Source organism: Chryseobacterium sp. FR054 (assembly GCF_056844565.1).
Map to the genome: position 1 here is coordinate 602,382 of NZ_JBXDSA010000003.1, position 25,301 is coordinate 627,682.

General features: G+C 39.2%; 23 protein-coding genes. 13 read left to right on the forward strand and 10 right to left on the reverse strand.

Going from position 1 to position 25,301, the window contains the following annotated elements; translation table 11 throughout:
- Position 1: 1 nt before the first annotated feature.
- The 4 genes from AC106S_RS15650 to AC106S_RS15665 all read left to right on the forward strand — a co-directional run bounded on the left by AC106S_RS15650 (position 2) and on the right by AC106S_RS15665 (position 4,667).
- Positions 2 to 1,480 carry an SGNH/GDSL hydrolase family protein gene (locus AC106S_RS15650; protein ID WP_482440422.1) on the forward strand — a complete coding sequence of 493 codons (1,479 nt, stop codon included), beginning with the start codon at positions 2 to 4 and terminating at the stop codon, positions 1,478 to 1,480.
- Between the two features lie 85 nt (positions 1,481 to 1,565).
- Complete coding sequence (locus AC106S_RS15655; RefSeq protein WP_482440423.1) at positions 1,566 to 2,504, forward strand: ribose-phosphate pyrophosphokinase; 939 nt, start codon at positions 1,566 to 1,568, stop codon at positions 2,502 to 2,504.
- A gap of 56 nt (positions 2,505 to 2,560) precedes the next feature.
- Positions 2,561 to 3,214, forward strand: coding sequence for a 50S ribosomal protein L25/general stress protein Ctc (locus AC106S_RS15660; protein WP_482440425.1), 654 nt, complete (start codon positions 2,561 to 2,563; stop codon positions 3,212 to 3,214).
- Positions 3,215 to 3,446: 232 nt separating this feature from the next.
- Complete coding sequence (locus AC106S_RS15665) at positions 3,447 to 4,667, forward strand: aminotransferase class V-fold PLP-dependent enzyme (RefSeq protein ID WP_482440426.1); 1,221 nt, start codon at positions 3,447 to 3,449, stop codon at positions 4,665 to 4,667.
- Positions 4,668 to 4,709: 42 nt separating this feature from the next.
- On the opposite strand, the gene AC106S_RS15670 is transcribed toward AC106S_RS15665, so the two are convergent.
- The 7 genes from AC106S_RS15670 to hemA form a co-directional block, all read right to left on the reverse strand.
- A complete protein-coding gene (locus AC106S_RS15670; RefSeq protein WP_482440427.1) occupies positions 4,710 to 5,369 on the reverse strand; it encodes a hypothetical protein in 660 nt (219 codons plus the stop codon).
- Positions 5,370 to 5,448: 79 nt separating this feature from the next.
- The gene (hemE, locus tag AC106S_RS15675; protein WP_482440429.1) at positions 5,449 to 6,486 is read right to left on the reverse strand and encodes a uroporphyrinogen decarboxylase; all 1,038 of its coding nucleotides are present in this window, start codon (positions 6,484 to 6,486) and stop codon (positions 5,449 to 5,451) included.
- Positions 6,487 to 6,575: 89 nt separating this feature from the next.
- Positions 6,576 to 7,247 carry a uroporphyrinogen-III synthase gene (locus tag AC106S_RS15680; protein ID WP_482440430.1) on the reverse strand — a complete coding sequence of 224 codons (672 nt, stop codon included), beginning with the start codon at positions 7,245 to 7,247 and terminating at the stop codon, positions 6,576 to 6,578.
- A gap of 7 nt (positions 7,248 to 7,254) precedes the next feature.
- A complete protein-coding gene (locus AC106S_RS15685; protein ID WP_482440431.1) occupies positions 7,255 to 7,911 on the reverse strand; it encodes a peptidoglycan recognition protein family protein in 657 nt (218 codons plus the stop codon).
- A gap of 8 nt (positions 7,912 to 7,919) precedes the next feature.
- Complete coding sequence (locus AC106S_RS15690) at positions 7,920 to 8,501, reverse strand: DUF1287 domain-containing protein (RefSeq protein ID WP_482440433.1); 582 nt, start codon at positions 8,499 to 8,501, stop codon at positions 7,920 to 7,922.
- A 44-nt stretch (positions 8,502 to 8,545) separates the two neighbouring features.
- Positions 8,546 to 9,454 (reverse strand): hydroxymethylbilane synthase, encoded by a 909-nt coding sequence (gene hemC, locus AC106S_RS15695; protein WP_482440434.1) that lies wholly within the window; start codon positions 9,452 to 9,454, stop codon positions 8,546 to 8,548.
- The gene (hemA, locus tag AC106S_RS15700; RefSeq protein WP_482440436.1) at positions 9,441 to 10,715 is read right to left on the reverse strand and encodes a glutamyl-tRNA reductase; all 1,275 of its coding nucleotides are present in this window, start codon (positions 10,713 to 10,715) and stop codon (positions 9,441 to 9,443) included. Before hemA ends, hemC begins: the two co-directional genes overlap by 14 nt.
- A gap of 374 nt (positions 10,716 to 11,089) precedes the next feature.
- On the opposite strand from hemA, the gene AC106S_RS15705 reads away from it, so the two are divergent.
- The 6 genes from AC106S_RS15705 to AC106S_RS15730 all read left to right on the forward strand — a co-directional run bounded on the left by AC106S_RS15705 (position 11,090) and on the right by AC106S_RS15730 (position 17,441).
- The gene (locus AC106S_RS15705; protein ID WP_027381028.1) at positions 11,090 to 12,115 is read left to right on the forward strand and encodes a rod shape-determining protein; all 1,026 of its coding nucleotides are present in this window, start codon (positions 11,090 to 11,092) and stop codon (positions 12,113 to 12,115) included.
- Positions 12,116 to 12,143: 28 nt separating this feature from the next.
- Positions 12,144 to 12,998 (forward strand): rod shape-determining protein MreC, encoded by an 855-nt coding sequence (mreC, locus tag AC106S_RS15710; RefSeq protein WP_482440438.1) that lies wholly within the window; start codon positions 12,144 to 12,146, stop codon positions 12,996 to 12,998.
- Complete coding sequence (locus tag AC106S_RS15715; RefSeq protein ID WP_482440439.1) at positions 12,991 to 13,497, forward strand: rod shape-determining protein MreD; 507 nt, start codon at positions 12,991 to 12,993, stop codon at positions 13,495 to 13,497. The genes mreC and AC106S_RS15715 overlap by 8 nt, the downstream gene beginning before the upstream one ends.
- The gene (locus tag AC106S_RS15720; RefSeq protein WP_482440440.1) at positions 13,494 to 15,530 is read left to right on the forward strand and encodes a peptidoglycan D,D-transpeptidase FtsI family protein; all 2,037 of its coding nucleotides are present in this window, start codon (positions 13,494 to 13,496) and stop codon (positions 15,528 to 15,530) included. Before AC106S_RS15715 ends, AC106S_RS15720 begins: the two co-directional genes overlap by 4 nt.
- Entirely contained in the window at positions 15,527 to 16,774 is a 1,248-nt protein-coding gene (gene rodA / locus AC106S_RS15725) for a rod shape-determining protein RodA (protein ID WP_482440442.1), read from the forward strand. Before AC106S_RS15720 ends, rodA begins: the two co-directional genes overlap by 4 nt.
- A gap of 85 nt (positions 16,775 to 16,859) precedes the next feature.
- Positions 16,860 to 17,441 carry a pentapeptide repeat-containing protein gene (locus AC106S_RS15730; RefSeq protein ID WP_482440443.1) on the forward strand — a complete coding sequence of 194 codons (582 nt, stop codon included), beginning with the start codon at positions 16,860 to 16,862 and terminating at the stop codon, positions 17,439 to 17,441.
- Between the two features lie 325 nt (positions 17,442 to 17,766).
- Here AC106S_RS15730 and AC106S_RS15735 read toward each other — a convergent pair whose 3' ends face one another.
- The 3 genes from AC106S_RS15735 to AC106S_RS15745 all read right to left on the reverse strand — a co-directional run bounded on the left by AC106S_RS15735 (position 17,767) and on the right by AC106S_RS15745 (position 21,590).
- Positions 17,767 to 18,477, reverse strand: a complete 711-nt coding sequence (locus AC106S_RS15735; protein WP_482440445.1) for a C40 family peptidase — start codon at positions 18,475 to 18,477, stop codon at positions 17,767 to 17,769.
- Positions 18,478 to 18,815: 338 nt separating this feature from the next.
- On the reverse strand, positions 18,816 to 21,011 hold the full coding sequence (locus AC106S_RS15740) for a glutamine synthetase III family protein (RefSeq protein ID WP_482440446.1): 2,196 nt from the start codon (positions 21,009 to 21,011) through the stop codon (positions 18,816 to 18,818).
- A gap of 168 nt (positions 21,012 to 21,179) precedes the next feature.
- Positions 21,180 to 21,590 carry a hypothetical protein gene (locus AC106S_RS15745; protein WP_482440448.1) on the reverse strand — a complete coding sequence of 137 codons (411 nt, stop codon included), beginning with the start codon at positions 21,588 to 21,590 and terminating at the stop codon, positions 21,180 to 21,182.
- 162 nt (positions 21,591 to 21,752) lie between these two features.
- On the opposite strand from AC106S_RS15745, the gene AC106S_RS15750 reads away from it, so the two are divergent.
- From AC106S_RS15750 to AC106S_RS15760, 3 genes are all read left to right on the forward strand, one after another.
- Positions 21,753 to 23,444 carry a DUF6909 family protein gene (locus tag AC106S_RS15750; protein ID WP_482440450.1) on the forward strand — a complete coding sequence of 564 codons (1,692 nt, stop codon included), beginning with the start codon at positions 21,753 to 21,755 and terminating at the stop codon, positions 23,442 to 23,444.
- Between the two features lie 197 nt (positions 23,445 to 23,641).
- Positions 23,642 to 24,112: a DUF1572 domain-containing protein gene (locus AC106S_RS15755; RefSeq protein ID WP_482440451.1), complete on the forward strand. Its 471-nt coding sequence runs from the start codon at positions 23,642 to 23,644 to the stop codon at positions 24,110 to 24,112.
- A gap of 54 nt (positions 24,113 to 24,166) precedes the next feature.
- Positions 24,167 to 25,177 carry a PDDEXK nuclease domain-containing protein gene (locus AC106S_RS15760; RefSeq protein WP_482440453.1) on the forward strand — a complete coding sequence of 337 codons (1,011 nt, stop codon included), beginning with the start codon at positions 24,167 to 24,169 and terminating at the stop codon, positions 25,175 to 25,177.
- Positions 25,178 to 25,301: the final 124 nt, after the last annotated feature.

The following is a 25,301-nucleotide window of genomic DNA, read 5'->3' on the forward strand; positions in this document are numbered from 1 at the left end:
TATGAAAAAAATTATAATATCAACACTTGCTGTTTCTGCACTTCTTTTTACAACAAGCTGTAACAACGATTTTGATACTGATGTAAAAGATATTAAGGTAACGAACGGTGAGGCGAATTTTTCAAAATATGTAGCCTTAGGAAACTCACTGACATCAGGTTTCAGAGATAATGCCTTATATATTGACGGACAGAATGAATCCTATCCGCTGATGCTGGCTACTCAGATGAAGCTTGCCGGTGGAGGAGAGTTCAAACAGCCGATGATGCCTAATAATAGCGGAGGTTTTACCAATCTTGCCAATCCTGCAACAGGTGATTTTTACGGCAAAATTATGTTAGGAGTAGGCTGTAATAATGCTCTGGCTCCAAAGCCGTCTGCACCGGGTGCTCCGTTAGATAATATTTCTTCCGGCGGACCTTACCAGAATCTTGGAGTGCCGGGAGCAAAATCTTTCCATTTGGGATTAAGCAATTACGGAGCGTTAAATCCTTATTACTCAAGATTCTCAACAGGAGTAAGTCCGGTTGCTGCTGCGGTTGCCCAGGCACCTACTTTCTTCTCATTATGGATCGGTAATAACGATGTGCTTTCCTATGCTACCAGCGGTGGAACGGGAGTAGACCAAACCGGAAATGCCAACCCTCTTACTTACGGAAATAACGACATTACAGATCCTGCTCTTTATAAGGCTACAATTAATTCTTATGTAACCGCTCTTACAGCTAACGGAGCAAAAGGTGTTTTGGCGAACATTCCTAATGTAACCACCATTCCGTTTTTCACTACGGTACCAAGTAAGCCTATCTCGAATCTTTCCGATGCGCAGGCAGCACAGCTGAATACTGCTTATGCTCCTTATAATGCGGGAATTCTGCAGCTGAAAACGATGGGGATAATTACGGATGCGGAATATCAGAGCAGAGTAATTAAATTTACTGCCGGAAGCACTGCAAACGGAGCGGTAATACTGGATAAGGATCTTAAAGATCTTACTGCATTTAATCCTGCATTGAAATCTTACAGACAGACCACAGCTAATGATTTTATCATTCTACCTGCTTCAAACCTGCTTAAACCTTTCGATGCAACATGTAATCCGCAGGGGATCAGTGCCGGTACAGCAGTTCCTTTAGAAGATAAATATGTTCTTACAGAAAAAGAAACGGCAAAAGTAATGACGGCTACAAAAGCATATAACGAGGCGCTCAGAGATATTGCTTCAACCAAAGGGCTTGCTTTTGTAGATGCCAATGCTAAAATGAATGAACTGGGCGGGCAATCCGGAATTTCCTGGGATGGGGTGAGATACACTGCCAAATTCGTTACCGGAGGAGCGTTTTCACTGGATGGTGTTCACCTGACGGGTAGAGGATATGCTGTAATTGCCAATGAATTCATTAAAGCAATCAATGCAAAATATAAATCTACTTTACCACAGGTAGATCCGAATAAATATTCAGGAGTTAAATTCCCGTAATCATACACGGAAATAAAAACTTAGAAACCACAGGAGTAAATCTTGTGGTTTTTTTTTAAATTTGCAAAATCTTTAAAAAGTAAAAATGGCCGATCAGTTAAGTTATTTATTTTGTACAAGGACGAGCAGGGACTTGGCAGAAAAAATTGCCCAGTATTATGGGAAAGAATTAGGAAAAATCAACTTTCAGGAGTTCAGCGACGGGGAATTTGAGCCCGTTCTGGATGAATCTGTAAGAGGGGGAAGGGTTTTCCTAATCGGATCTACTTTCCCTCCTGCCGACAATCTTCTGGAGCTTCTCCTGATGATTGATGCAGCGAAAAGAGCTTCTGCAAAGAGCATTACCGTCGTAATTCCTTACTTCGGACTTGCAAGACAGGACCGAAAAGACAAGCCAAGAGCTCCGATCGGGGCAAAACTGGTTGCTAATCTGTTGACAGCAGCCGGGGCTACAAGAATAATGACGATGGACCTGCACGCAGATCAGATCCAGGGATTCTTCGAAATTCCGGTAGATCACCTGTATGCTTCTACAATTTTCGTAGACTATATCAAATCTCTGAATCTGGATAATCTTACGATTGCTTCTCCGGATATGGGAGGTGCAAAAAGAGCAAAAAACTATGCGGGACATCTGGGCGCAGAAGTCGTAATTGCCTATAAAGAAAGAAAAAAAGCAAACGTAGTAGAAGAAATGTTCCTTATCGGGGATGTAGACGGTAAGAACGTAATCCTTATTGATGATATGATCGATACTGCCGGAACACTCTGTAAGGCAGCTGAGATCCTGATGGAGAAAGGAGCCAAAACAGTAAGAGCTATGGCTACTCACGGAGTGCTTTCAGGAAAGGCTTACGAGAATATTGAGAAATCAAAACTATTGGAAGTTATTGTAACTGACTCAATTCCTGTGCAAAATAATTTGTCATCTAAAATAAAAGTGCTATCTTGCGCCCCGTTATTTGCGGACGTAATGAAGATGGTTCATGAGCATCAATCAATTAGCAGTAAGTTTGTTATTTAATTGATTTTTAGCGGGTTGCAAATTTAATCAGAAACAAATTTTTAAATTTTTTATAAATGAAATCTATTACAATTCAAGGTACAAAAAGAGAAAGCGTGGGCAAAAAGTCTACAAAAGCTTTACGTGATGCTGAATTAGTTCCTTGTGTTGTTTACGGAGGTGAAGCACCTTTGAACTTCTCTGCAGAAGAGAGAGCCTTCAAAGGATTGGTATATACTCCTGAAGCACACACGGTATCTATTGAAGTTGACGGAAAAACTATTCCAGCTGTTCTTCAGGATATTCAGTTCCACCCAATTACAGACAAAATTCTTCACATCGACTTCTACCAGTTATCTGCTGATAAGCCGGTAATCATGGAAGTTCCGGTAAGAATTACAGGACGTTCTAAAGGGGTTGTTGCCGGTGGTGTTCTTCGTCAGTCTTTCAGAAAACTGAAAGTGAAAGCTATTCCTGCAAACCTTCCTGATGAGATCGTTGTAGATGTAACTCCACTAAGAATTGGTAACAAACTTTATGTAGGAGGAATCAAAACTGAAGGATATTCTTTCATGCACCCTGACAATGCAGTTGTTGTAGCTGTTAAGATGTCTAGAAATGCAATGAAAGGTGGTGCTGCTGCAATGGATGATGAAGATGAAGAAGAAGCAGAAGAAGTGGCAACTCAATCTCCTGATGTTCCTGCAACAGAAGAGAAATCTGCAGAATAAGAATTGCTTATTTAAACCATATAAAACCTGTCGTTTACGGCAGGTTTTTTTGTTTTCAGAAAATTGATGAGTGGCTTCTCCATCCTGTCTTATCGGTTTTACCTGTTCGGGATCATCGAATATTTCTATCAGATGACAACGATCAGCTCCTAAGCAGGTGCTTCCTTTCGGAAAAAAAGCCGTAAATTTGAAGTGTTCTAAATAAGGACGTTTTAATTTAAAAAATAAATAAATGTTTGACATTCAGGAAATAAGAAGCCAGTTTTCTATATTGGGCAGGGAAGTGAATGGTAAGCCTTTGGTTTATCTTGATAATGCAGCTACATCTCAAAAGCCGGACTCGGTTTTAGAAGTCTGTCACGCATATTATACAGAGATTAACGCGAATGTTCATCGCGGAATTCATACGTTAAGCCAATTGGCAACTGAAGAAATGGAACTTTCCAGAAGAAAGATCCAGAAATTCATCAATGCGGAACACGATTTTGAAGTGATCTTTACAAAAGGAACAACTGAGGGACTGAACCTCATCTCTTATATCCTGACACAGAAGTTAAAGAAAGATGATGAGATCATTATTTCCTATCTCGAACATCATTCGAATATTGTTCCGTGGCAATTGCTGTGTGAAAGAACAGGCGCTAAACTACGTGTTATTCCTATGGATGAAAACGGTGTGCTTCAGCTGGACTACCTGGATCAGTTTTTAAGTGAAAAAACGAAGGCGGTTTCCGTAAATCAGGTTTCCAATGCATTGGGAATTGTAAACCCTGTTGAAGAGATCATTGCAAAGACCAGAAAAAATACGGATGCTTATATAGTAATTGACGGAGCGCAGTCTGCCCCTCATTTCGATATAGATGTTCAGAAACTGGACTGTGATTTCTTCGTATTCTCCGGCCATAAAATGTATGCGCCGATGGGAACGGGAATTTTATACGGAAAACGTGAAATTCTTGAAGATCTGCCGCCCTTCCACGGAGGAGGAGAGATGATTGCTACCTGCTCGTTCGACGGAACCACTTATGCAGGACTTCCTTTTAAATACGAAGCCGGAACACCAAATGTAGGTGGAAATATCGCTTTAGGTGCAGCCGTTGATTTCATGGAAAAAACAGGAAGACAGAACATTCAGAATCATGAAAATGCATTGCTGGAATATGCACAGAGACAGCTTTTACAATTGGAGAACATTAAGATCTATGGTGAAAAAGCCAAAAGAACCGGTGTGGTTTCCTTTAATCTGGAAGGAGTGGGAATTTCTTCAGACGTGGGAATGATCCTTGATAAAATGGGTATTGCCGTAAGAACAGGACACCACTGTACACAGCCGATCATGAATTTCTTTAATATTGCCGGAACGGTAAGAGCCAGTTTTGCAGTATACAATACTTTTGAGGAAATCGATCTTCTTGTAGAAGGCGTTAAGAAAGCACAGCGCATGTTGTCATAATACAAAAATTAACCTCTGAACATTCAGAGGTTTTTTTATGAATTATTTCCAGAATTCCCACCATTTTTTATGGAGGGCATTGTCATTCTGATTGTTTTCATGAGTATCATCACCGTAGGTTAATGAATATTCTTTTATGTTCATTAATTTTTTAATTCTATTGGCGTGTGGGCTGTGGCTCAGTATTTCATCGGTCAGCATGCAGTAAAGAACTTTTTGATTTTTAGAAAACTGTTGATAGTTCTGTTCCACAAAGTTCAGGATCTTTCGCTGATACTCACCATGTTCTTTGGCTATTTTGAGATAGATTACCAGAGCCTGTTCTCTTTTGCTGTCCTCGTGGGTAAATATGATATTTTCGATATACTGGAAATTTTCTTTTTTGCTCTTTCCGTACATGTGAGGAACCACAATGTCTGAGAAAAATTCGCTGTATTCCTTTGAATGGGTGGCGTAAATTCTTTCGAAGAGTAAGACATCGGTAACCTCATCTATATCGCATTCCCGGGCTATTTCTTTAAGCTTCTGAAGTGTTGTGATAAAAAGTCCCGGGTCTTTACTTTGCCGGAACTCAATGATCTGATCTGCACACAGAGATATTTTCTCATATAACTCAGTATTAATCTGCTGCTTTTTCTCTTCACTGGTCTGATGAACAAAGTTCATAAAATCTTCAAAATCAGGATTATTCTTGTTTTCCATAGGTTTAGTTTTTTTGATGTAAAAACCTCATAAGTTTAACTCATGAGGCTTATTATTTAGAATTGTATTCAGTCTGTATTTAAAATTCGGAATTGGGTTTCCAGTCTACAACTGCTCTGATGAAGGCCTCTGCATTTTCTACTGGGATATTAGGAAGAATTCCGTGCCCGAGGTTGGCGATATAACGGTCTTTCCCGAATCGGTTGATCATTTCGGTTACCATTTTCTTGATCGTTTCCGGAGTGGAGTGCAGTCTTGCCGGATCAAAATTCCCCTGAAGGGTCATCGTGTGATTCGTTAATGTTCTTGCAAACTCAGGAGTGATGGTCCAGTCAACCCCCAGTGCAGATGCTTTGGACATAGTCATGTCTTCCAGGGCAAACCAGCATCCTTTTCCGAATACCACAACATGAATTAAAGGACTTAAAGCCTCAACGATCTGGTTGATATACTGCCATGAGAATTCCTGGTAGTCAGCAGGAGAAAGCATTCCTCCCCACGAATCGAAAACCTGAACTGCAGAAACGCCTTTCTCTACTTTTCTCTTAAGGTAAGCAATAGTAGTATCTGTAATTTTCTGAAGGAGTAAATGGGCGGCTTCAGGCTGCTGGAAACAGAATGACTTGGCAATGTCAAAAGCTTTGCTACCTTTGCCTTCCACGCAGTAGCACAGAATCGTCCACGGAGAACCTGCAAACCCGATTAATGGGATTTCATTGTCCAGTTTCTGAAGAGTCAGTTCAATAGCATCAAAAACGTATCCTAATGTGTCGTTTACATCGGGAACTTCAATATTCTGAACCTGTTCTGCCGTTCTGATCGGGGTATCCAGCCACGGGCCAACTGATTCTTTCATTTTAAAATCGATTCCCATTGCCTGAGGAACCACTAAAATATCAGAAAACAGGATCGCTGCATCCAGGGGAAACCTTCTGATGGGCTGTACCGTGATTTCGGCGGCAAGCTCAGGAGTCTGGCATCTTGTAAAGAAATCATACTGATCACGGAGAGCAATGAATTCCGGGAGATATCTTCCGGCTTGTCTCATCATCCATACCGGCGGTCTTTCAACGGTTTCTCCGCGGAGTGCTTTTAAATATAAGTCGTTTTTAATCATAATTTATTTAAACTAAAACTGCCGTCCTGTTTTTTTCGGACAGTCATTATTAAATAGAGGTAACGTTCGGAAGCTATTGGGTAAACCTTTTAAAGTTCCTTTTTTATCAGTTCTAAAATGGAGGTAAGCGTGTTGCCTTCCGAAGTAAATATCTCCTCTTTTGTATATTTTCTGAGCTCTCCGGAAGTGGTTTCGCCTATTGAAAAAATTTTCATGCCGTCCAGAGAATTCAATTTTGCAAAACTACGAACTCCGCTCGGACTAAAAAAAACTGCGGCATGATATTTTTCAGAAACTGAAGGATATAACTCTTCCGTATTATAAACGGTGATCTTTTTATACCTGATATTCTGTAAAGGAAGATCTTTGTCCAGAACATTGATGGCGAGATTGCCACAGAAGTGAAGAAACTTTTCGTGCTGGCATTTCCCGATAATAAAGCCGGATAATGCCTCCGCATTTTTCAGTACTTTAAAGGTGCCGAAACCATGTTTTCTAAGCTCACGTTTGGTCTTTTCACCTACGCAATAAATTTTATTGTAATTTTTTGCGGTAAAATCTTCGTTAGGCTTAAATTGATTTTTAAAGAATGATTTCACTCCGTTCACACTTGTGAAGATCAGAGAGTAGTTTTTTAAATCAAAAGGAGCAGTTCTTATAGATTCGGTTCTGATCACCTCAATACATTCAGCCGAAATATCCGATCCTAGTTCTTTGGATAACAGTGTTTCATCTATGATTTTGGTAAACAGAATTTTCATTGTTAAATTAAGGTTTATCTTTTAAATGCAGATCAGTGACTAATAATCTCACTTTTTTCATAAAATCTTTTCCCGGATCATCCTTGATGGTAAAATACCCCGGATCCGTTTCTTTCCAAAGTCCGGAACCTCTGAATGCCCCATACTCCGAATGGCCTATCAGGTACTCTATCCTGTATTTTTTTGTTAAATACCTTATCAGCTGGGCATTGGCCAGAGCCTGCTTTTCTGTGAGCGGCTGCGTTCTGCTTCCTATATTTTCAACTCCGATGGCGCAGTAATTGATTCCTATCGTATGTCTCGCAAACATATCCGGTTCCATAAGCTGGTAAATGGTACCGTCCCTGTCAACAATAAACTGCGATGAAACATTTAAAGTGCTCTGTTTTTTCAAAGTACCCCTGGCAGACTCCAGGTGGGTTTTATTGAAGTACCTGTAATTGGTTTCAACGGTTCCGCCAGCCGTATAATGCAGTACGATGATTTTGGGTGAAATTATAGGAGTGCTTTGAGTAATATTATAATGATCTTTAAGATATTCCAGGCTTAAACGTATTCTCTCCCGGGAATAATCTATCGGTTTGCTGATGATTTTGAATTCACTGGTTTGGGCTTTTGTACAGCATGTCACCAATACCAGTAAAGCACAGATGAGGTTTTTCATAATGCAGTTTATTTCTGGTATTGATAATGTCCTGTAACGGTATATTTAAAAAGACAGTCTTCCATCACCTGTCCGCCTCCGATATTGTGTACAATCAGAAATCTCTTTCCGTCAGCAGATTTTTTATTGACAACAATTCCGATATGGGTAAGATTTCCGGGAAGAACCCAGGTTACAATATCTCCGGGAATATACAATGCCGGATTGGTTTCCGTAGATTTTACCTTTCCGAATCTCGAAAAAAAGACAGCAAGATTGGGAACCCTTCTGTGATCGATATTAGTGTCCGTCTTTTTCAATCCCCAGGTTTTCGGATATTTTGAAAAATTTTTCGCCATATCTTCGTGTACTTCCTTCTGCAGGTCTATGTTCAGTTTTCTATACGCTCTTATAATGACATCCGTGCAGACTCCTTTGTCGGAAGGAATATCTCCGTTGGGATATTCAATCACAAAATAGGTTGGATCATATTTTATGGTGTTATCTATAAGGCTTAAAGCAGAATTGGAAAGTTGAAGCGCAAAAGTATTCTGCGCATTTGCTGTAAATACACAAAATAAAAACAGGAATAAAAAAAAGGATTTTTTCATTGCTCTTCACCGGGTGTAAAAATATGAATCTGTCTGAAGTTCGTCTAATAAGAATTCTTAATTTCAGCCATCAGTTCTTTTCCGCCGTTTTCAAGTACTATTTTGGCAAACTTTTCTCCGAAATTTTCGGAATCATTGTACTCGAAATTCTCATCAGTAGCGATGCAGTTCTTTCCGTCCAGTGAGCAGAGCGCGGCTTTAAAGCGGATCTGGTTTTCGATGATTTCAGCATAAGCTCCGATTGGGGCGGTACATCCTCCTTCCAGTGTGCTCAGGAAATTACGTTCCATTTCTACACAGATCTGGGTAGGTTTATGATTGATCTGAGCCAGAATTTCATTGATCTCTTTTTTATCGGAATGTCCGGCAACTGTGATTACGCCCTGCGATGGTGCGGAAATCATTAATGGAAGCATTTCATAATCAATGTCCATCTTCATTCTTTTGATTCCGGCCAAAGACAGAATGGTAGCGTCAAAATCACCGTCTTCAAGTTTCTGAAGGCGGGTCTGGATATTGCCACGGATATCTGAGAACTCGGCATTAGGATAATTTCTCAGCCAGAATGCTCTTCTTCTGAGGCTGCTGGTAGCCAGCTTAAGTTCGTGGAATTCTTTATTTCGTGCCGATTCCTTACGGATAAGAACATCCTGAGGATAGTCTCTTTCCAGATAAGCGATCAGTTCAATATTCTGAGGAAGCTGTGTGGGAACATCTTTCAGAGAGTGTACGGCAATATCGATCTCGTCATTTAATAAGGCAACATCGAGGTCTCTCGTAAAAACTCCGGTGATTCCCAGAGAATACAGCGGCTGGTTCAGGTTCTTATCGCCGGAAGATACGATAGGAGTGATTTCCGTTAAATAGTTATTATTCTGAAGGTGCCTCGCAACCTCCCTGGCCTGCCAAAGTGCAAGTGCGGAATTCCTTGTTCCGATTCTAATGCTTTTCATTGAATTCGTTGTTTGGTTGTTCAACTAATATTTCGTGCATTAATTTACTAATTTCTTCGGCTTTTAAAGGGTTGTCTATAATATATTTTGCAAAACGGTTGGTAATTTTCTGGATCATCTTGTCAGAAAGCTCCATGTCCGTGATGTTTATGTATTTATTTTTTCTGTAAAAATTATGCATTTCGTTGCGTTCCATGTTCTTTAAAACTGCTTTGAAATGATGGATATTCGGGGCCAGCTTCCTTTTTTTCTCCCATTCGATGAAGTCTTTCATCAGTTCTTTGATGATCTTCTCCGCTTTGGGAATCTCTTTTTCCCGCTGCTGAATGGTTTCCTGGATCTGCTTGGAGAGTTCATCCACATCAATCAGCGTTACATTTTCATTCTCCGTCACATCTTTTTCTACATTATGCGGAATAGAAAGATCGATCACTAAAGTTTCCTTGCCATTCGGAAAATGGGACTTGTTCACAATAGGGTGCTTGGCACCTGTTGCTACGATCAGAATGTCTGTATTTCTTAATTCCTTGTCAAAATCAGAATAGTCAACGTGAGGAATGTTATATTTCTGGGAAATTTTTTCAGCTTTCTCCTGGGTCCGGTTCGCTATTTTAATTTTCGGCTGATAAACGTGTTTTACCAGATTTTCAACTGTATTCTGCCCGATTTCACCTACCCCTAAAAGAAGGATGTTTTTCTCTGTAATTCTTTTCTGGCTGTTCAGGATATAGTGTACAGCAGCATAGGATACAGAAGCGGCCCCGTTGGAAATTCCCGTTTCATTCTTGATCCTTTTCGAAATCTGGATGGCTGCATTGATTGCCCGCTCCAGATACGGATTGGAGTTCTGTCTTTCTTTCTTAAAGCGGCTGTATGCTTTTTTGATCTGCCCGATGATCTCAAAATCACCGATGATCTGGCTTTCCAGTCCTGCTGCTACTCTGAAAAGATGAATCAGAGCTTCTTCTTTGGTAAGAATATTGGCAAACTGAAGGAAATCTGTGAGATGTACTCCGATCGTTTTGCAGTATTCCTCTGCTACCAGAAGATAATTGGGAGAAGTGGTGTAAATTTCGGTCCTGTTACAGGTGGATACCACAAAAGCATCCCCAAGATCCTCAGTGTGAATTCTGGTGACGAAGTTTTTAATGTTCTCATCAAAGAATGCGAACTTGCCCCTCGTTTCTACATCAGCCTTCTCGTAGCTGATGGAAAGCACTGCAAAATTCGATGTTTGATGGATGTTGGAATACTGTAACATAAGCAGTCGCAAATTTACGCTTTTTTTAATTAACCGTCCTCTGATAATGTATATGATAATTATCGTAAAAAACTATCTGGCAGCAGACGATTATTGATGCTTTTTATTAAATTGAAATGAAGAAGACAACTGAAAAGTTGTTTTAACTTGTATTCATAAATAAACGGATCTGTTTTCGGCCGGTTTTTCTGTGATTTTACCCCTTCCGTGTCTTTCCGTGAAATTTGGTTTAAATCAGACCCTGTAAATGATTAGTGCAAAAGTTAATAAATGATTATAAATTTTAATAAAATTTTAACCAAATTATGTGCTTGTTAAATTTCTTTAGTAGTGTTAAATTTATATCTTTGTAAACTTAAAATCAGAAGAAAAATATGAGTTTATTCGATATGTTTACGCAAGAAATTGCGATAGACCTGGGAACTGCCAATACCCTTATCATCCATAATAACAAAATTGTTATAGATCAGCCGTCAATTGTTGCAATTGAACGTTCTACGGGTAGACCGATTGCTGTCGGGGAGCAGGCTAAACATATGCAGGGTAAAACTCACGAAGATATAAAGACTATCCGTCCGCTGAAAGACGGCGTTATTGCAGATTTCCATGCTTCGGAGCATATGATCAAGGAGTTTATCAAAAAAATTCCCGGAATTAAAGGTAAATTCATTCAGCCGGCACTGAGAATTGTGATCTGTATTCCTTCGGGCATTACCGAAGTTGAGAAAAGAGCCGTAAGAGACTCTGCACAAAAAGTGAATGCAAAAGAAGTAAGGCTGATTTATGAGCCAATGGCTGCTGCGATAGGAGTAGGAATTGATGTTCAGAAGCCTGAAGGAAATATGATCATCGATATAGGCGGAGGTACTACGGAAATTGCTGTGGTAGCTTTAGGTGGTATCGTATGTGATAAATCTGTAAAAATTGCAGGAGATGTATTTACCAATGATATTGCTTACTATTTAAGAACTCATCACAATCTTTACATCGGGGAAAGAACTGCGGAAAGAATCAAAATTGAAGTTGGTTCTGCCGTTGAAGATCTTGATGTGGATATTGAAGATATTCCGGTACAGGGTAGAGATCTTATCACAGGTAAGCCGAAAGAGATCATGGTGGGCTACAAAGAAATTGCACGTGCACTGGATAAATCCATCATCAGAATTGAAGATGCCGTAATGGAGACACTTTCTCTTACACCACCGGAACTGGCAGCTGATATTTACAAAACAGGTATTTATCTTGCCGGTGGGGGCGCATTACTGAGAGGTCTTGCGGACAGACTGCACAAAAAGACCGGTCTTCCTGTATTTGTTGCAGAAGATCCGTTGAGAGCTGTGGTACGCGGAACCGGTATTGCCCTTAAGAATATGGATAAATTCAATTTCTTAATTAAATAATTCTAACTTTTTACGACTTTATATCTGAATGGGATTTTTGCTGAGATTATTTTCGAAGAATGCTCTTTTTGTCTTCTTCATATTCCTGCAAATTATTGCTCTCATTCTGATATTCTCTAAAAACGCCATGCAGAGATCCTGGATCGCGGGCCAGTCGGCTGCGCTGAATTCCTGGGTTTCCGGCTATATAGACGAAGGGGTTTCCTATCTGAAGCTGAAACAGATCAACGAAGATCTGGTAGCCCAGAACAAAGCCCTGATGACTGAACTCTACGGTAAAGAAGGAGCGAAAAATCCTGTTTTCAGAAAGGTTCACGATACTTTAGGTGGCGGGCAGATCTATACTTTTGTAGATGGTGAAATTGTTTCCAACAGTATCAACAGGCGGAATAATTATTTTACAATCAACCGCGGCCGGAGAGACGGTGTTTTTCCGCAGATGGGGGTTATGGCGCCGAGAGGAATTGCCGGAATAGTTATCAATTCCACAGACAGTTATGCGCTTGTACAGTCAGTACTGAGTGTTAACAGGATCAGAATTAATGCTTCTCTGAAAAACTCCGGATATTTTGGAACTTTAACCTGGAACGGAGACAACTCAAGAGTAATGCATCTTGCGGATATTCCGAAATATGTCGCTTTAAAAGTAGGAGATACCGTACTGACAGACGGTAAATCGGCTATTTTCCCGAAAGGGGTGATGATCGGAACCATTGCAGGCTATTCCGTGGATAATAAAACCGGTTTCTGGGATATTTCTGTCGAGCTGAGCGAGAAAATGGGCGCTTTAAGCAAAGTATATATTGTGAAGAACCTTAAAAAAGCAGAGGTTCAGAAAATTCAGGATACTCTCCAGGCTGTAATAAAAAAAGAAAATGATTAGCAGGACTTTATTTACCGATATATTGATCATGATTTTCCTGGTTGCATTGCAAGTTTTTGTATTGTACAAGATCACGATTTTCGGAAAGTATACACCGGTCATATACCCGGTGTTTGTCATGTTTTATCCTTTCTTCAGAAATAAATTCCAGTTTTTGGCGCTAAGCTTTCTGATCGGCCTTTCGGTAGATATCTTTCTTCATTCCGGAGGGATCAATGCGTTTGCTACAACGCTTATCGCTTATTTCAGAACCCTGATATTCAGAACTTCCACAGATACTTCCACAGACTTTTTTTCTTTTCAGTCCCTCCAGTGGGCGCAGTTTTTGCTGTTTCTGTTTTCCAGTATCTTCCTGCATCAGCTTGTGGTGCAGTATATTGAATTTTTTAAATTAAGCAGGTTTTTTGAAATATTACTTAATGTTGTGATAACAAGTATAATTTCCTTTATATTTATCGTTATTTATGCATTAATATTTAAAATCAAACAAAAAGTTTGAACACACGTTATTTAAAAATCTTTTCCATTCTCGTTGTCATCGCTCTTATTTTTATAGCGAGGCTTGCCTATTTACAGTTATTTACAGACCGTTATGCCCTGAATGCAGCCAATACTTCCATTAAAACAGAATATGTAATCCCGCAGAGAGGGGTTATTTTTGACAGGAACGGAAAGATCCTGGTGGGAAATCAGCCTGCTTATGAAATTTCGTTTACCCAGGCCCTGATGAAGCCTGATTTTGATACTCTGGGCTTTTGTAGTCTTATGCAGATTTCAAAAGCAGATTTTATCAGCCGGATCAATCTTATCAAAAAAGAAAAATATTATTCCAAGCTCACTCCGATGACGTTTATCAAAAACCTGAGCCGGGAAGATATTGCCAGAGTACAGGAAATTATTTTCAAATATCCGGCATTCAGCATTGTTTCAAGACCTCAGCGTCAGTATGAAGTTTCTACTTCCGGAAACCTTCTGGGGTATACCAGTGAGGTAAATGAACGCGAAATAAAAAAAGATTCTGTATACTATTTGCCGGGAGATTTTATCGGAAAAACAGGAGTTGAAAAATCTTACGAAAAAGAACTTCGTGGAGTAAAAGGAGTGAAGTACATCCAAAAAGATATAAGACTCCGCAATATCGGTTCTTATAAAAACGGATCTTTGGATAAAGATGTAATTACAGGTAAAGATATTACCCTGACCATTGATTATGATCTTCAGAGGATGGCTGAAGAAATGCTGGTCAACAAGCATGGGGCAATTGTAGCTTTAGACCCTAATAATGGGGAAGTATTGGTTGCGGCAACCGGACCGGATATTGATCCGAACCTTTTCACGGGACCTAATAAATCAAAAAATCTGTATGCCCTGTCAAAAGATACGCTTTACGAAAACAAACCTACTTTTGACCGTTCTTTACAGGCCGGGTATCCGCCGGGATCAACTTTCAAACTGTTGACTGCCCTGGCGGCAATGCAGATGGGAGTAATGGATGAAAAGACGATTTTCCCCTGTGGTGGCGGATTTTTCTATAAAGGTAAAAGAATTAAAGGTCATGGCGGAGCAGATCCGTTGATTCCTTCCATTCAGGTTTCCAGTAACTGTTTCTTCACCTATGCGTTTATTGCAATCATCAAAAAGTATCCGGGAAATCCTTCAAAAGGTGTTGATGAATGGAAAAAGATCATGAGCAGCTTTGGAGTTGGAGAATTCTTGAATAATGATTTTGCTGTGGGCGCTAAAGGAAGAATACCTTCAGGAGACTTTTATGAGAAAAGGTTTAAAGCCATTATGAAAGCAAGTGGTTCCCAGAGAACTGATTTTAAAAACTGGGATGAAATGTCAACCGGTGCTATCTATAACGGGATGGGGCAGGGAGATGTTCTGGTAACCCCTATTCAGCTGGCCAATTATGTAGCAGCTATTGCGAACAAAGGATGGTATTATACCCCTCATATTGTAAAGGCAATTGACGGAAAACCAAATCCTGATCCAAGATTTAAAGTTAAACATAAAACACTGGTTGATGAAAAGCATTTCGAGCCGGTTCTGAAAGGAATGGAAGCCGTAGTTTTAAGAGGAACTGCAAGAGGGCTGAAATCCAACGACTTTACACAATTAGCCAAAACAGGTACGGCACAGGTTCCGCAGGGAAAGGATAATTCTATCTTTGTTCTGATTGCCCCGGCTGATAAACCTAAAATTGTTGTGGTGGCAGTAATGGAGCATGCCGGATTCGGAGCTACATGGGCTGGCCCTGCCTGTACAGTTATTGCTGAAAAATATATTACAGGTGATTTGAAAAGAGAAAATCTTTATAAAAAAATGATCACCTCGAGTTTCATGCCGGAGTATAAAAGGCAATGGATTGCAGATTTAAAGCGTAAAGGTCTGTATGTTGACCCCAAACCTGATTCCATCAGGCAAAAGAGAATAAAAGATAGTCTGGATCGGGTGAAGCAAGAGAAAGCAAAACTTCAGAAAAAGATAAACGAAGAAACTAAAAACAATAAAAAACCTGTAAAACAATGAAATGGGCAGAAGGAATAGATAAATTAGGTCTCGGACTGTATTTCCTGCTCTGCATTTTTGCCATTGCCAATATTTACAGTGTGGATCAGAAGCTGGGAGAAAAACAGCTGATATTCTTTTGTATCTCTCTGTTTGTAGGACTTGTCATATTTGTAGGAAGAAGTAAGTTCTTCGAGAATATGTCAGGAATCATTTATATTGGCGGGGTTTTAATGCTTGCGGGTCTTCATGTCTTTGGAACTGAAATTTTAGGACAAAAAAACTGGTATAAATTCGGAAGTTTCACCATGCAGCCTGTGGAATTTGCAAAAATAGGAACGGCCCTTATGCTGGCAAACTATGTTTCAGGGCCGGATTTTGACCTTAAGAATACAAAATCATTATTCACAGCTTTAGCAATAATTGGTATTCCTGCTGTTGCTGTATTATCCATTCCCGATGTAGGATCATTGCTTGTATTTACGGCATTTTTTATTGCACTGTATAGAGAAGGTCTGTCCGGGAAGCTTTTTCTGATTGGTGGGCTTTTTGGCGGGGTATTTCTTATAGCCAATTATCTTAATGATCCTTTGCAGTGGAGCTTATGGTACTTTTCAGTGTTTATTATTATAGTGGGCGGGCTGTGGTTTGCATTTAATGCAGCCATGCTTCGTAAAAATGTATATACTCTTTTACCGGGCGTGGGGATCGTTCTTTTATTGGCGGTGCTGTCATTTGTTTCACCTGTTATTTTTGAGAAGCTACCCAAACACCAGCAGGAACGTGTGGAGGTTTTGTATAAAGGTGAAAAAGAATTCCGGGATACTTCCGGGTATAACTTATTGTATTCAAAAACGGCCATCGGTTCCGGAGGAATGTTGGGTAAGGGATTCCGTGAAGGATCAGTTACTCAGGGAAAATTCGTTCCTGAGCAGGAAACCGATTATATTTTCTGTACTGTGGGTGAAGAATGGGGGTTTTTAGGAAGTGCGGCCCTTATCCTTTGCTATATGGTTTATATAGGCAGGATCTACTATCTGGCAGAGAAACAGAAAGCTACTTTTAACCGTGTATTCGGATATTGTTTTGCTTCGATCCTGCTGATGCACTTCTCGATCAATTTAGGAATGGTGATGGGGCTTTTCCCTACGGTGGGTATTCCGCTTCCTTATTTCAGCTACGGAGGAAGTTCTTTGCTGGCATTCTCTATGATGACGTTTATTTTCTTTAAGCTGAATTATTCGGACAAGAACAGCCTTGTTTAGAAATCTGCTTTTATTCAATAGAAATTACTGAAATCATTATTACTTTTGAGGAAGAATATTTTCTCAGCATAACTCCTGTACATTTATGAAAGATATATACACTTGTGATCAGAATTTTGATAACACAGACTTTGTCCGGTCTCCATTGGAAAAAGGGGAATATGAAAACTGCACCTTCAGGAACTGTAATTTTGAATATGCGGATATTTCCGGTTTTACCTTTACCGATTGTGAATTCACAGGATGTAATCTGAGTATGGCCAAACTTGTTAATACAGCTTTCCGTTCTGTTCATTTTAAGGAATGTAAAATGCTGGGACTTCAGTTCAGTGAATGTAACGGATTCGGTCTTTCATTCAGGTTTGAAGACTGTATGCTGAACAATTCTGTGTTCTATGGGACTTCCGTGAAGAAAACACTCTTTAAAAATTCAAAATTAACCGAGGTAGATTTCACGGATTGTGACCTTTCAGGTTCAGTATTGAGCGGGTGTGATCTTTCAGGTGCGATTTTCGATCATTCTAACCTTGAAAAAGCAGATTTTCGGTCCTCATTCAATTATTCCATAGATCCTGCCGTAAACAGGCTTAAAAAGGCTAAATTTTCATTATCTGAAGTATATGGTCTGCTGTATAAGCTGGATATTGAGATTGATAAAGGCGCTTAAAGGATTTTTTTAATTAATCGCTAAGGCAAACTAAGGTATAATAACAGCGTATTTTTAAGGTAGACAAACCGCTTCTCTTATTTCTGAAATGCAAAGACTTTGTATTGCTTTGCTGAGTTTACGCCCTTGTTGCCTTAATTGATACGCTCTTATAGTTAATTCTTTGTCTTGCCTTGCGGGAAATATATTTTCAATTTGTATTTAACTCATGCCCGTTCATCCGGCTTCAATAGAAATTTAGCTTCAAATAGGGTATTATATTCATTACAATAAAAAAACCGTCAGGATTTCTGACGGCTTCATTATTTAAATCAATTATTTAAAATTAAAAACTTGCAGCGGCTGCTTGAGTGGTGGATGCTAAATTGTTGTATGCATCTCCGTTCTCGTTAATGACTCTTTTGGCAAATCTGTATTTAGGTCCCCAATAAGAATCGTTCAGTGACGAGACCATCACTCCTTTTGAAGTGGCAGCGTGAATAAACTTTACCTCGCCTTCTTCAGTTACACTTTCTACAATACCTACGTGAGAGATTCTTCTTCCGTGAGAGAAGAAAATAAGATCTCCTTTCTGAAGATTCTCCTTCTCAATTCTTTCCCCTTCCTGAGCCTGGGAAGCCGCTACTCTTGGTAAGCTTAATCCTGCCGCAGCTCCGAATACAGAAAGAACGAAAGCTGAACAGTCAATCCCTTTTCTGGTCATTCCTCCGTATCGGTAAGGAGTTCCCAGGTAGGTTTCAGCTTCTGTAAGGATATTGTCGATAGTTTTATTGTATTTGACTGCCTTAGCAATCTCAGAATTTTTAATGGCCTTTTTCGCGTTGGCGATAGATGCAGCTTTTTCAGCAAGGAAAGAATCAATAAGTCTCTGCTTATCCTGCTCCATTTTCTTGTTGTCGATAGAAGCTAGTTTGGCATCTGTTTTGTATTCTTTAGTGTAAGTTGCCGGTTGTGAAACTACATAATTTGTAGCGCAAGACTGTAATGAAACTGTAGAAACTAAAGCAACTAAATAAAACAAAACTCTTTTCTTCATATATATTTGATTATCCGTGTTAAAAAGGAATATTTATTTTCAAAAGCATTACAAAAGTAGAGATTCCGGCCAAAAGACCCCTGATATGATAATTGTCAGGATCTTATTTTAACACTATTTAACATATTATTTAGGTATGTTAAAGAAAAACAAACCGCAACCGCCTGTTTTTGGTGAGTCCGCGGTTTTTTTTATTAAGATTCTTTAACAAACACTGTCGATTTTCTTCTATGAATCGGGGTTTGTGAGTTTAAACTTCAATTTTTCAGGCTGTTAACAAAACAAAAAAAATCCCCGGAAAACCGAGGATTTAAAACTAATATGGAACTTTACAGATGTTATTTTGTAAATAACATTTCTCTATATTTAGTCATTGGCCAAAGTTCATCATCCACCATCATTTCAAGATCATCAGAAGCTTCCCTGATGGCATCGAATAACGGTTTTACTTTGTTGCAGTAATCTTCTGCCTGCTTCTGACTGTCTGATACAGCTTTCGCTGCCTCTCTGGCTTTAATAAGCGCTTCAACGCCCAGTTTAATTTTGGCAACATTTTCAGAGATGCTGGTAATTAAGCTCATCTGCTCTTTTGCCAATGATTTGAATTCTTTGTCTCCGAAGATTTCTTTCAATCCTTTAACGTTCTCAATTAACCTGTTCTGGTAATTCAAAGCGGAAGGAATGATGTGGTTTCTTGCGATATCGCTTAATACTCTTGCTTCAATATCAATGACCGTAGAGTATTTTTCTAATTTGATCTCGTTTCTGGCCTCCACTTCTCTGTGAGTGAATACGCCTACTTCTTCATAAAGGTCAAGGAACTTTTTGTTCATTTCCTGTTTAAGTGCTTCAGGAGTGGTTTTTAAATTGTTCAGACCTCTCTTTTTAGCTTCTTTAGCCCAGTCGTCAGAATATCCGTCTCCTTCAAACATGATGTTTTTACACTGTTTGATGTATTCTCTCAATATATTGAAGATTGCTTCGTCTTTCTTAAGACCTGTTTCAATAAGAGCATCCACTTCTTTTTTGAAATCGTTCAGCTGTTTGGCAGCAATGGTATTCATTACCGTCATAGATTCGGCACAGTTGGCAGAAGAACCTACCGCTCTGATCTCGAATTTATTTCCTGTAAAGGCAAAAGGAGAAGTTCTGTTTCTGTCCGTATTGTCCAGAAGGATCTCAGGGATCTTTCCTACAACGTTTAATTTTAATTCTGTTTTTTCCTCAGGGCTTAATTTTCCGTTGGTTACTTTTTCAAGTTCTTCCAGTACACTGAACAGCTGGCTTCCGATAAATACGGAAATGATTGCAGGAGGTGCCTCATTGGCTCCAAGTCTGTGGTCGTTGCTTGCCGATGCGATGCTTGCTCTCAAAAGGTCAGCGTATTCATATACAGCCTTGATGGTATTCACGAAGAAGGTAAGGAACTGTAAGTTTTTCTTAGGATTTTTTCCCGGGCTTAACAGGTTTTCTCCGGTATCTGTTGCTAAAGACCAGTTGTTGTGCTTTCCGCTTCCGTTTACTCCCGCGAATGGCTTTTCGTGGAACAGGATATGGAAGTGGTGTTTGTGGGCTACTCTTGCCATGATGTCCATCAGTAAAGAGTTGTGGTCTACCGCAACGTTTACTTCTTCAAACATCGGAGCCAGTTCAAACTGGTTGGGTGCTACCTCATTATGTCTTGTGGTTACCGGAATTCCCAGTTTCATACATTCTATTTCCAGCTCTTTCATAAAGTTCATTACCCTGGTAGGAATAGAACCGAAATAGTGGTCATCAAGCTGCTGTCCTTTTGCAGGAGAATGTCCTAATAATGTTTTCCCTGTGATCACAAGGTCAGGACGTGACTGGTATAATGCAGAGTCAACTAAGAAATATTCCTGCTCCCATCCTAAAGTAGGAGTTACCTTCGTTACGTTTTTATCAAAATACTGCATTACATTGGTTGCAGCTTCGTCAACAGCATTCAGAGCTCTTAAAAGCGGTGCTTTATAATCTAAGGTTTCCCCTGTGTAAGAAATAAAGATCGATGGGATACAAAGGGTAGTTCCCATGATGAATGCAGGGGAAGTAGGATCCCATGCGGTATAACCTCTTGCTTCAAACGTATTTCTGATTCCTCCGTTCGGGAAAGAAGAAGCATCAGGTTCCTGCTGGATCAGTAGGTTTCCGCTGAATCTTTCAATTGCTCTGCCTCCTTCAATCGGGGTAAAAAAAGAATCGTGCTTTTCCGCAGTAGTTCCCGTCAAAGGCTGAAACCAGTGCGTATAGTGGGTCACTCCTTTGCTCATCGCCCAGTCTTTCATTGCCACGGCTACCTGGTCTGCAATATGTCTCTGGATCTTGGTTCCTTTCTTTACAGCATCCATAATAGACTGGAATGCTTCCTTTGTAAGATATTCTCTCATGGTTTCTTCTGAGAAAACATTCTGACAGAACAGTTCTGACAGTTTCACGGGAACCTCAACAGAGTTATCTCTTCTGAAGTCCTTAAATGGAAGGGTTTCTAACGCTTTGAATCTTAAAGTTGACATAATAAGGTTATTTTTACAGGGCAAATTTACAAAAAAAATGATTCGAAAATATTTTTACCCTAAAAAAATAAGGGGTTGTCTTGTTTTTTATGAAAATTTAGCGTTGTTTGGGTGTTTTTTTATAGGGTGTAGGTGTTTTATTGTCGCTATATACCGGGAAAAGTGGAGCTAATGCTGATTTTTAAAATCTTTTCTGAAAATTAACAGGAATATGGGCAGAAAAATAAGAAATGACCAGAGAGTGTCTTTTAAGCATTCCGTATCGTAAACATGGAAAGTATAAAGTAAGGTATTCGTTACGATGATAGTCAGAAGGTAAGCCCAGCCCTTTTTGGAGAAAATACTTTCCGTTATGAAAAACATAACCAGCATCTGAGCGACAATGATGAGCGGAAATCGTTCAAACATTCCATAGATTCCGGGGAAGAAGGCAAACAGCATTACTTTTATTATATGAAAGAAATGGGGTTCTTCATCAAATTCAAATAAAAAGAACACTGCTCTTACAGGGTAATATATAAAAATATGACTAAGCCATATCTTCCAGAAAAGAGGAATTTTTTTGAGTATGTTTTTCATTCGGCTGATTAGTTTACAGCAGAAGACCTGCCGGAATATAAATATAAGAAGAAGTCCCCATATTTGAAACACCTCTTTCCTGATGCAGGTTTAAACAACTTATTAAAAGATAGTTAAAATAAGTTGAGCGGAGATTTTGTATATTTGTGTGAAATTTATTTTATGACAAATTCTAGAGCAAGAGAAACAACAGAGGCTATTGAAAGATTATACATCTCTATGAGACATTTATTTTATAGAGGGTTTTTCAAGCCGGGAGGTGTTTCGGGAGAGAGCATCAGAAGCTTGCTGAAAACAATCAATCCGGAGATTTACGGTTCCATGAATATTCCCAATAAGCTGGAACTTGACGGTTTGATGTATGTTTTAGACAGGCTTCCGGAAGGGATCGAGGAATGTGCTTTTATTCATCTTACGTCAGATGAAGGGTTTGATAAAGGAAGTTTCGAACCTATTGTTCCTAAAAAGAGAAGAAGAAACTGTTATAGAATAGACGAACACCAGATGAATATTGAGGTTCTTTTGGGCCGTTCCGAAATTTATGACATTCTTACCCACCTTACCTTCTTATTTATAGAAGCTGATAAAATCCGTAATCTGGCTTTCATCCAGGATGAAAACTGGAAACCTACGCGTGCCTTCAAGATCATTGAAGAAGTGGTGAAAGGCGAAAAGAAATTCAGCAGAAAGGAAAAAGAAGTAGCATTAATCCACCTTTCATCTTTAATAGGAAGAACTTTTGCCGAAACATTAAGCGCTTATAATACTTTCGGGGATGATCAGAACCCTGACCGTCTGTTCAAGATCATCTACAACTTAGGAAAAGTAAGTCTTGAAGATGCCAAACAGACCAGAGAAAGAGAAATTCATTTCAGCGCTATATTAAAGGAAAGGGTAGGACACCACTATTTCGGGGAAAAATGGGCAAATAAAGTAAAAGAAGTCCTGTTTGATAACGATCTTCATATGCGTCCGCTGCACATTATTTCTGCCAATATGCACTCTGTAAAGAATATGCTGTATGCCAATGATGCACTGAAGAAAAAACAGACCAAAGAGGTAGATTATAAACTGTACGGAGATATTTCCGATAAAAAAGAACTTCGCGACAAGGTTTCCAAATATGCTTTGGATGAAGGGATGATCTACATTAATGATAAGAGCGGAAGTAATATTGATGTTCAGATTATCGATCTGAGCAAGACCGACCTTAAAAACACTCCGTTCGGAGATCTGAAGTTCGGAGGGGATGACGTGGTGATGGTTTTTGATTACGCCTTCGGTGAGCAGGCCTATGAAGTAATGGATGAACTGCTGAGACCTTACGAACATAAGGGAGAAGTATACATGATGAAAGTAAAGTCTGTGTCCATTATGGGGAAAGCCGGAATTCTTGCCGGCGGAAAAGGGGATATTATGATTCCTACCTCTCATATTTTTGAAGGAACGGCAGATAACTATCCTTTTGAAAATGCCCTGAAGCTTGATGATTTTAAAGATGATGAACTGAAAGCCTTTGAAGGCCCGATGATCACTGTTTTAGGAACATCACTTCAGAACAGGGATATTCTTTCCTATTTTATGAATACTTCATGGAAAGCAATTGGTCTTGAAATGGAAGGAGCGCATTATCAGAAAGCTATTCAGGTAGCTTCTAAGATCAGACACCATATTTCACCGGATCTGTTTGTAATGTATGCTTATTATGCATCGGATAATCCTTTGGAAACAGGAAGTACGCTTTCTTCAGGAGGTTTAGGTCTTACAGGAGTAAAACCAACGTATCTGATTACTTTGAGAATCCTTGAAAAAATTCTACAAAGCGGAAAGAAAGAAATTTCGGCTAAAAAATAATTGTAATTAAAATTATAAAAATCAACCTCAGATGTTTTTGCATTTGAGGTTTTTTGTTTTTAGATCTAAATATTTAAAGGGGTAATATATAAAGATCCGGTAGAAAAATTCAGAAAAATCTGCATAACCTGTCCAATCATAGAGTTAAAAACAACTCTTTAATTACTTATCTTTAGGTAAATCAAAATATCAAAATCATGAGCTCAGCTTCACAATTAGCTAAAAGATTCAGAGAAGTCCTGCTGGACGGTCTCTGGATTGCGAATACCAATTATAAAAACCAGCTTTCTGATGTTAGCTGGGAACAGGCGGTCACAAGAGTAGGCACTTTAAATACGATAGCTATGCTCACCTTTCATATTCATTATTATATTGCAGGAGTTAAGAATGTGCTGGAAGGGGGTGAACTCGAAATAAAAGACCAGTTCAGTTTTGATCTCCCGCCTATTGAATCTCAGGAGCAGTGGGAAGAACTTTTAAATAAACTGTGGACAGATTCAGAAAAATTTGCCGTATTGGTTGAGCAGATACCCGATGATAAAATAGATGAGGTTTTCGTGGATGAAAAATACGGAACCTACCGAAGAAATATAGACGGGATGATTGAGCATGCTTATTATCATTTGGGACAGATTACTTTGATCAGAAAATTGCTTTCCGGTATTTAAAGCTGAATACCTGTCCTTTTATTTTGTATCTTCATTGTACAGAAAATATTAAAAATGCTTATCAATCAGTCTCTTATATCAGATATAAAATCCATTATCACAAAGTCGAAAGATAATGTGATTCGGGCTGTGGATCATCAGCGTACTCTGATGTACTGGCATATTGGCAGGAGAATTTTTGAAGAGGAACAGGAGGGGAAAGATAGGGCTGATTATGGTAAATATCTTACCCAACTTATTGCAACAACTTTAGAGCCTGAGTATGGTAGTGGCTTTTCCAGACGACAGATTGAGCTTTTTAGACAGTTTTACCGTGTTTTTCCAATTGCGAATGCACTGCGTTCGCAATTGAGCTGGACACAATACAAATTATTGATAAGGATTGACAATGAAGATAAAAGAGAATTCTATATTGCAGAAACTGTCAAAAATAACTGGACTTCCAGACAGCTTGAACGCCAGATTTACAGTAATTTATATGAAAGACTTTTGCTGAGTAATGACAGGGAAGCTGTTCTGGCTGTCGCTAAAAATGAAAAACTGCCTTCTGATGCCAGAGAAATTATTAAAGATCCTATGGTATTGGAGTTCCTTGGGCTAAAAGCAGATTCCTCTTATTATGAAAAAGATCTGGAGCGTTCAATTATTACCCACTTACAGGATTTCCTGCTGGAACTGGGTAATGGTTTCTCATTTGTAGCCAGACAGAAAAGAATACATATTGAAGGGGATGAGTTTTTTGCGGATCTGGTTTTTTATAACAGGCTGCTGCAATGTTTTATCATTATAGAGATTAAAACAGCCAGACTGACGCATCAGGATATAGGGCAGCTGCAGATGTATGTTAATTATTATGACCGTGTGGAGAAACTTCCCCATGAAAATCAGACCATCGGTATTTTACTCTGTGCCAGTAAAAATGATGCGGTTGTAAAATTCACACTGCCGGAAGACCGGAAACAAATTATTGCAAGCCAGTATGAACTGTATCTGCCCACTGAAAAACAGCTTCTGGATGAAGTAAAAAAAGAACTGGAAAATTTTGGGAATGAACATGAGGTCTAATTAATACCGATGCAAAAAAATATAACAGAAAACATTTAACCAACCAGATAAAAATCAATCTAAAACCATAATGAACAGAATAAAACCTCAGATAGCCCCTTGTTTGAGGGTTTTATTTAATTTA

Coding starts and splice junctions, on each gene's coding strand:
- AC106S_RS15650 (WP_482440422.1), top strand. CDS start 2: ATGAAAAAAATTATAATATCAACACTTGCTGTTTCTGCACTTCTTTTT.
- AC106S_RS15655 (WP_482440423.1), top strand. CDS start 1,566: ATGGCCGATCAGTTAAGTTATTTATTTTGTACAAGGACGAGCAGGGAC.
- AC106S_RS15660 (WP_482440425.1), top strand. CDS start 2,561: ATGAAATCTATTACAATTCAAGGTACAAAAAGAGAAAGCGTGGGCAAA.
- AC106S_RS15665 (WP_482440426.1), top strand. CDS start 3,447: ATGTTTGACATTCAGGAAATAAGAAGCCAGTTTTCTATATTGGGCAGG.
- AC106S_RS15670 (WP_482440427.1), bottom strand. CDS start 5,369: ATGGAAAACAAGAATAATCCTGATTTTGAAGATTTTATGAACTTTGTT.
- hemE (WP_482440429.1), bottom strand. CDS start 6,486: ATGATTAAAAACGACTTATATTTAAAAGCACTCCGCGGAGAAACCGTT.
- AC106S_RS15680 (WP_482440430.1), bottom strand. CDS start 7,247: ATGAAAATTCTGTTTACCAAAATCATAGATGAAACACTGTTATCCAAA.
- AC106S_RS15685 (WP_482440431.1), bottom strand. CDS start 7,911: ATGAAAAACCTCATCTGTGCTTTACTGGTATTGGTGACATGCTGTACA.
- AC106S_RS15690 (WP_482440433.1), bottom strand. CDS start 8,501: ATGAAAAAATCCTTTTTTTTATTCCTGTTTTTATTTTGTGTATTTACA.
- hemC (WP_482440434.1), bottom strand. CDS start 9,454: ATGAAAAGCATTAGAATCGGAACAAGGAATTCCGCACTTGCACTTTGG.
- hemA (WP_482440436.1), bottom strand. CDS start 10,715: ATGTTACAGTATTCCAACATCCATCAAACATCGAATTTTGCAGTGCTT.
- AC106S_RS15705 (WP_027381028.1), top strand. CDS start 11,090: ATGAGTTTATTCGATATGTTTACGCAAGAAATTGCGATAGACCTGGGA.
- mreC (WP_482440438.1), top strand. CDS start 12,144: ATGGGATTTTTGCTGAGATTATTTTCGAAGAATGCTCTTTTTGTCTTC.
- AC106S_RS15715 (WP_482440439.1), top strand. CDS start 12,991: ATGATTAGCAGGACTTTATTTACCGATATATTGATCATGATTTTCCTG.
- rodA (WP_482440442.1), top strand. CDS start 15,527: ATGAAATGGGCAGAAGGAATAGATAAATTAGGTCTCGGACTGTATTTC.
- AC106S_RS15730 (WP_482440443.1), top strand. CDS start 16,860: ATGAAAGATATATACACTTGTGATCAGAATTTTGATAACACAGACTTT.
- AC106S_RS15735 (WP_482440445.1), bottom strand. CDS start 18,477: ATGAAGAAAAGAGTTTTGTTTTATTTAGTTGCTTTAGTTTCTACAGTT.
- AC106S_RS15740 (WP_482440446.1), bottom strand. CDS start 21,011: ATGTCAACTTTAAGATTCAAAGCGTTAGAAACCCTTCCATTTAAGGAC.
- AC106S_RS15745 (WP_482440448.1), bottom strand. CDS start 21,590: ATGAAAAACATACTCAAAAAAATTCCTCTTTTCTGGAAGATATGGCTT.
- AC106S_RS15750 (WP_482440450.1), top strand. CDS start 21,753: ATGACAAATTCTAGAGCAAGAGAAACAACAGAGGCTATTGAAAGATTA.
- AC106S_RS15755 (WP_482440451.1), top strand. CDS start 23,642: ATGAGCTCAGCTTCACAATTAGCTAAAAGATTCAGAGAAGTCCTGCTG.
- AC106S_RS15760 (WP_482440453.1), top strand. CDS start 24,167: ATGCTTATCAATCAGTCTCTTATATCAGATATAAAATCCATTATCACA.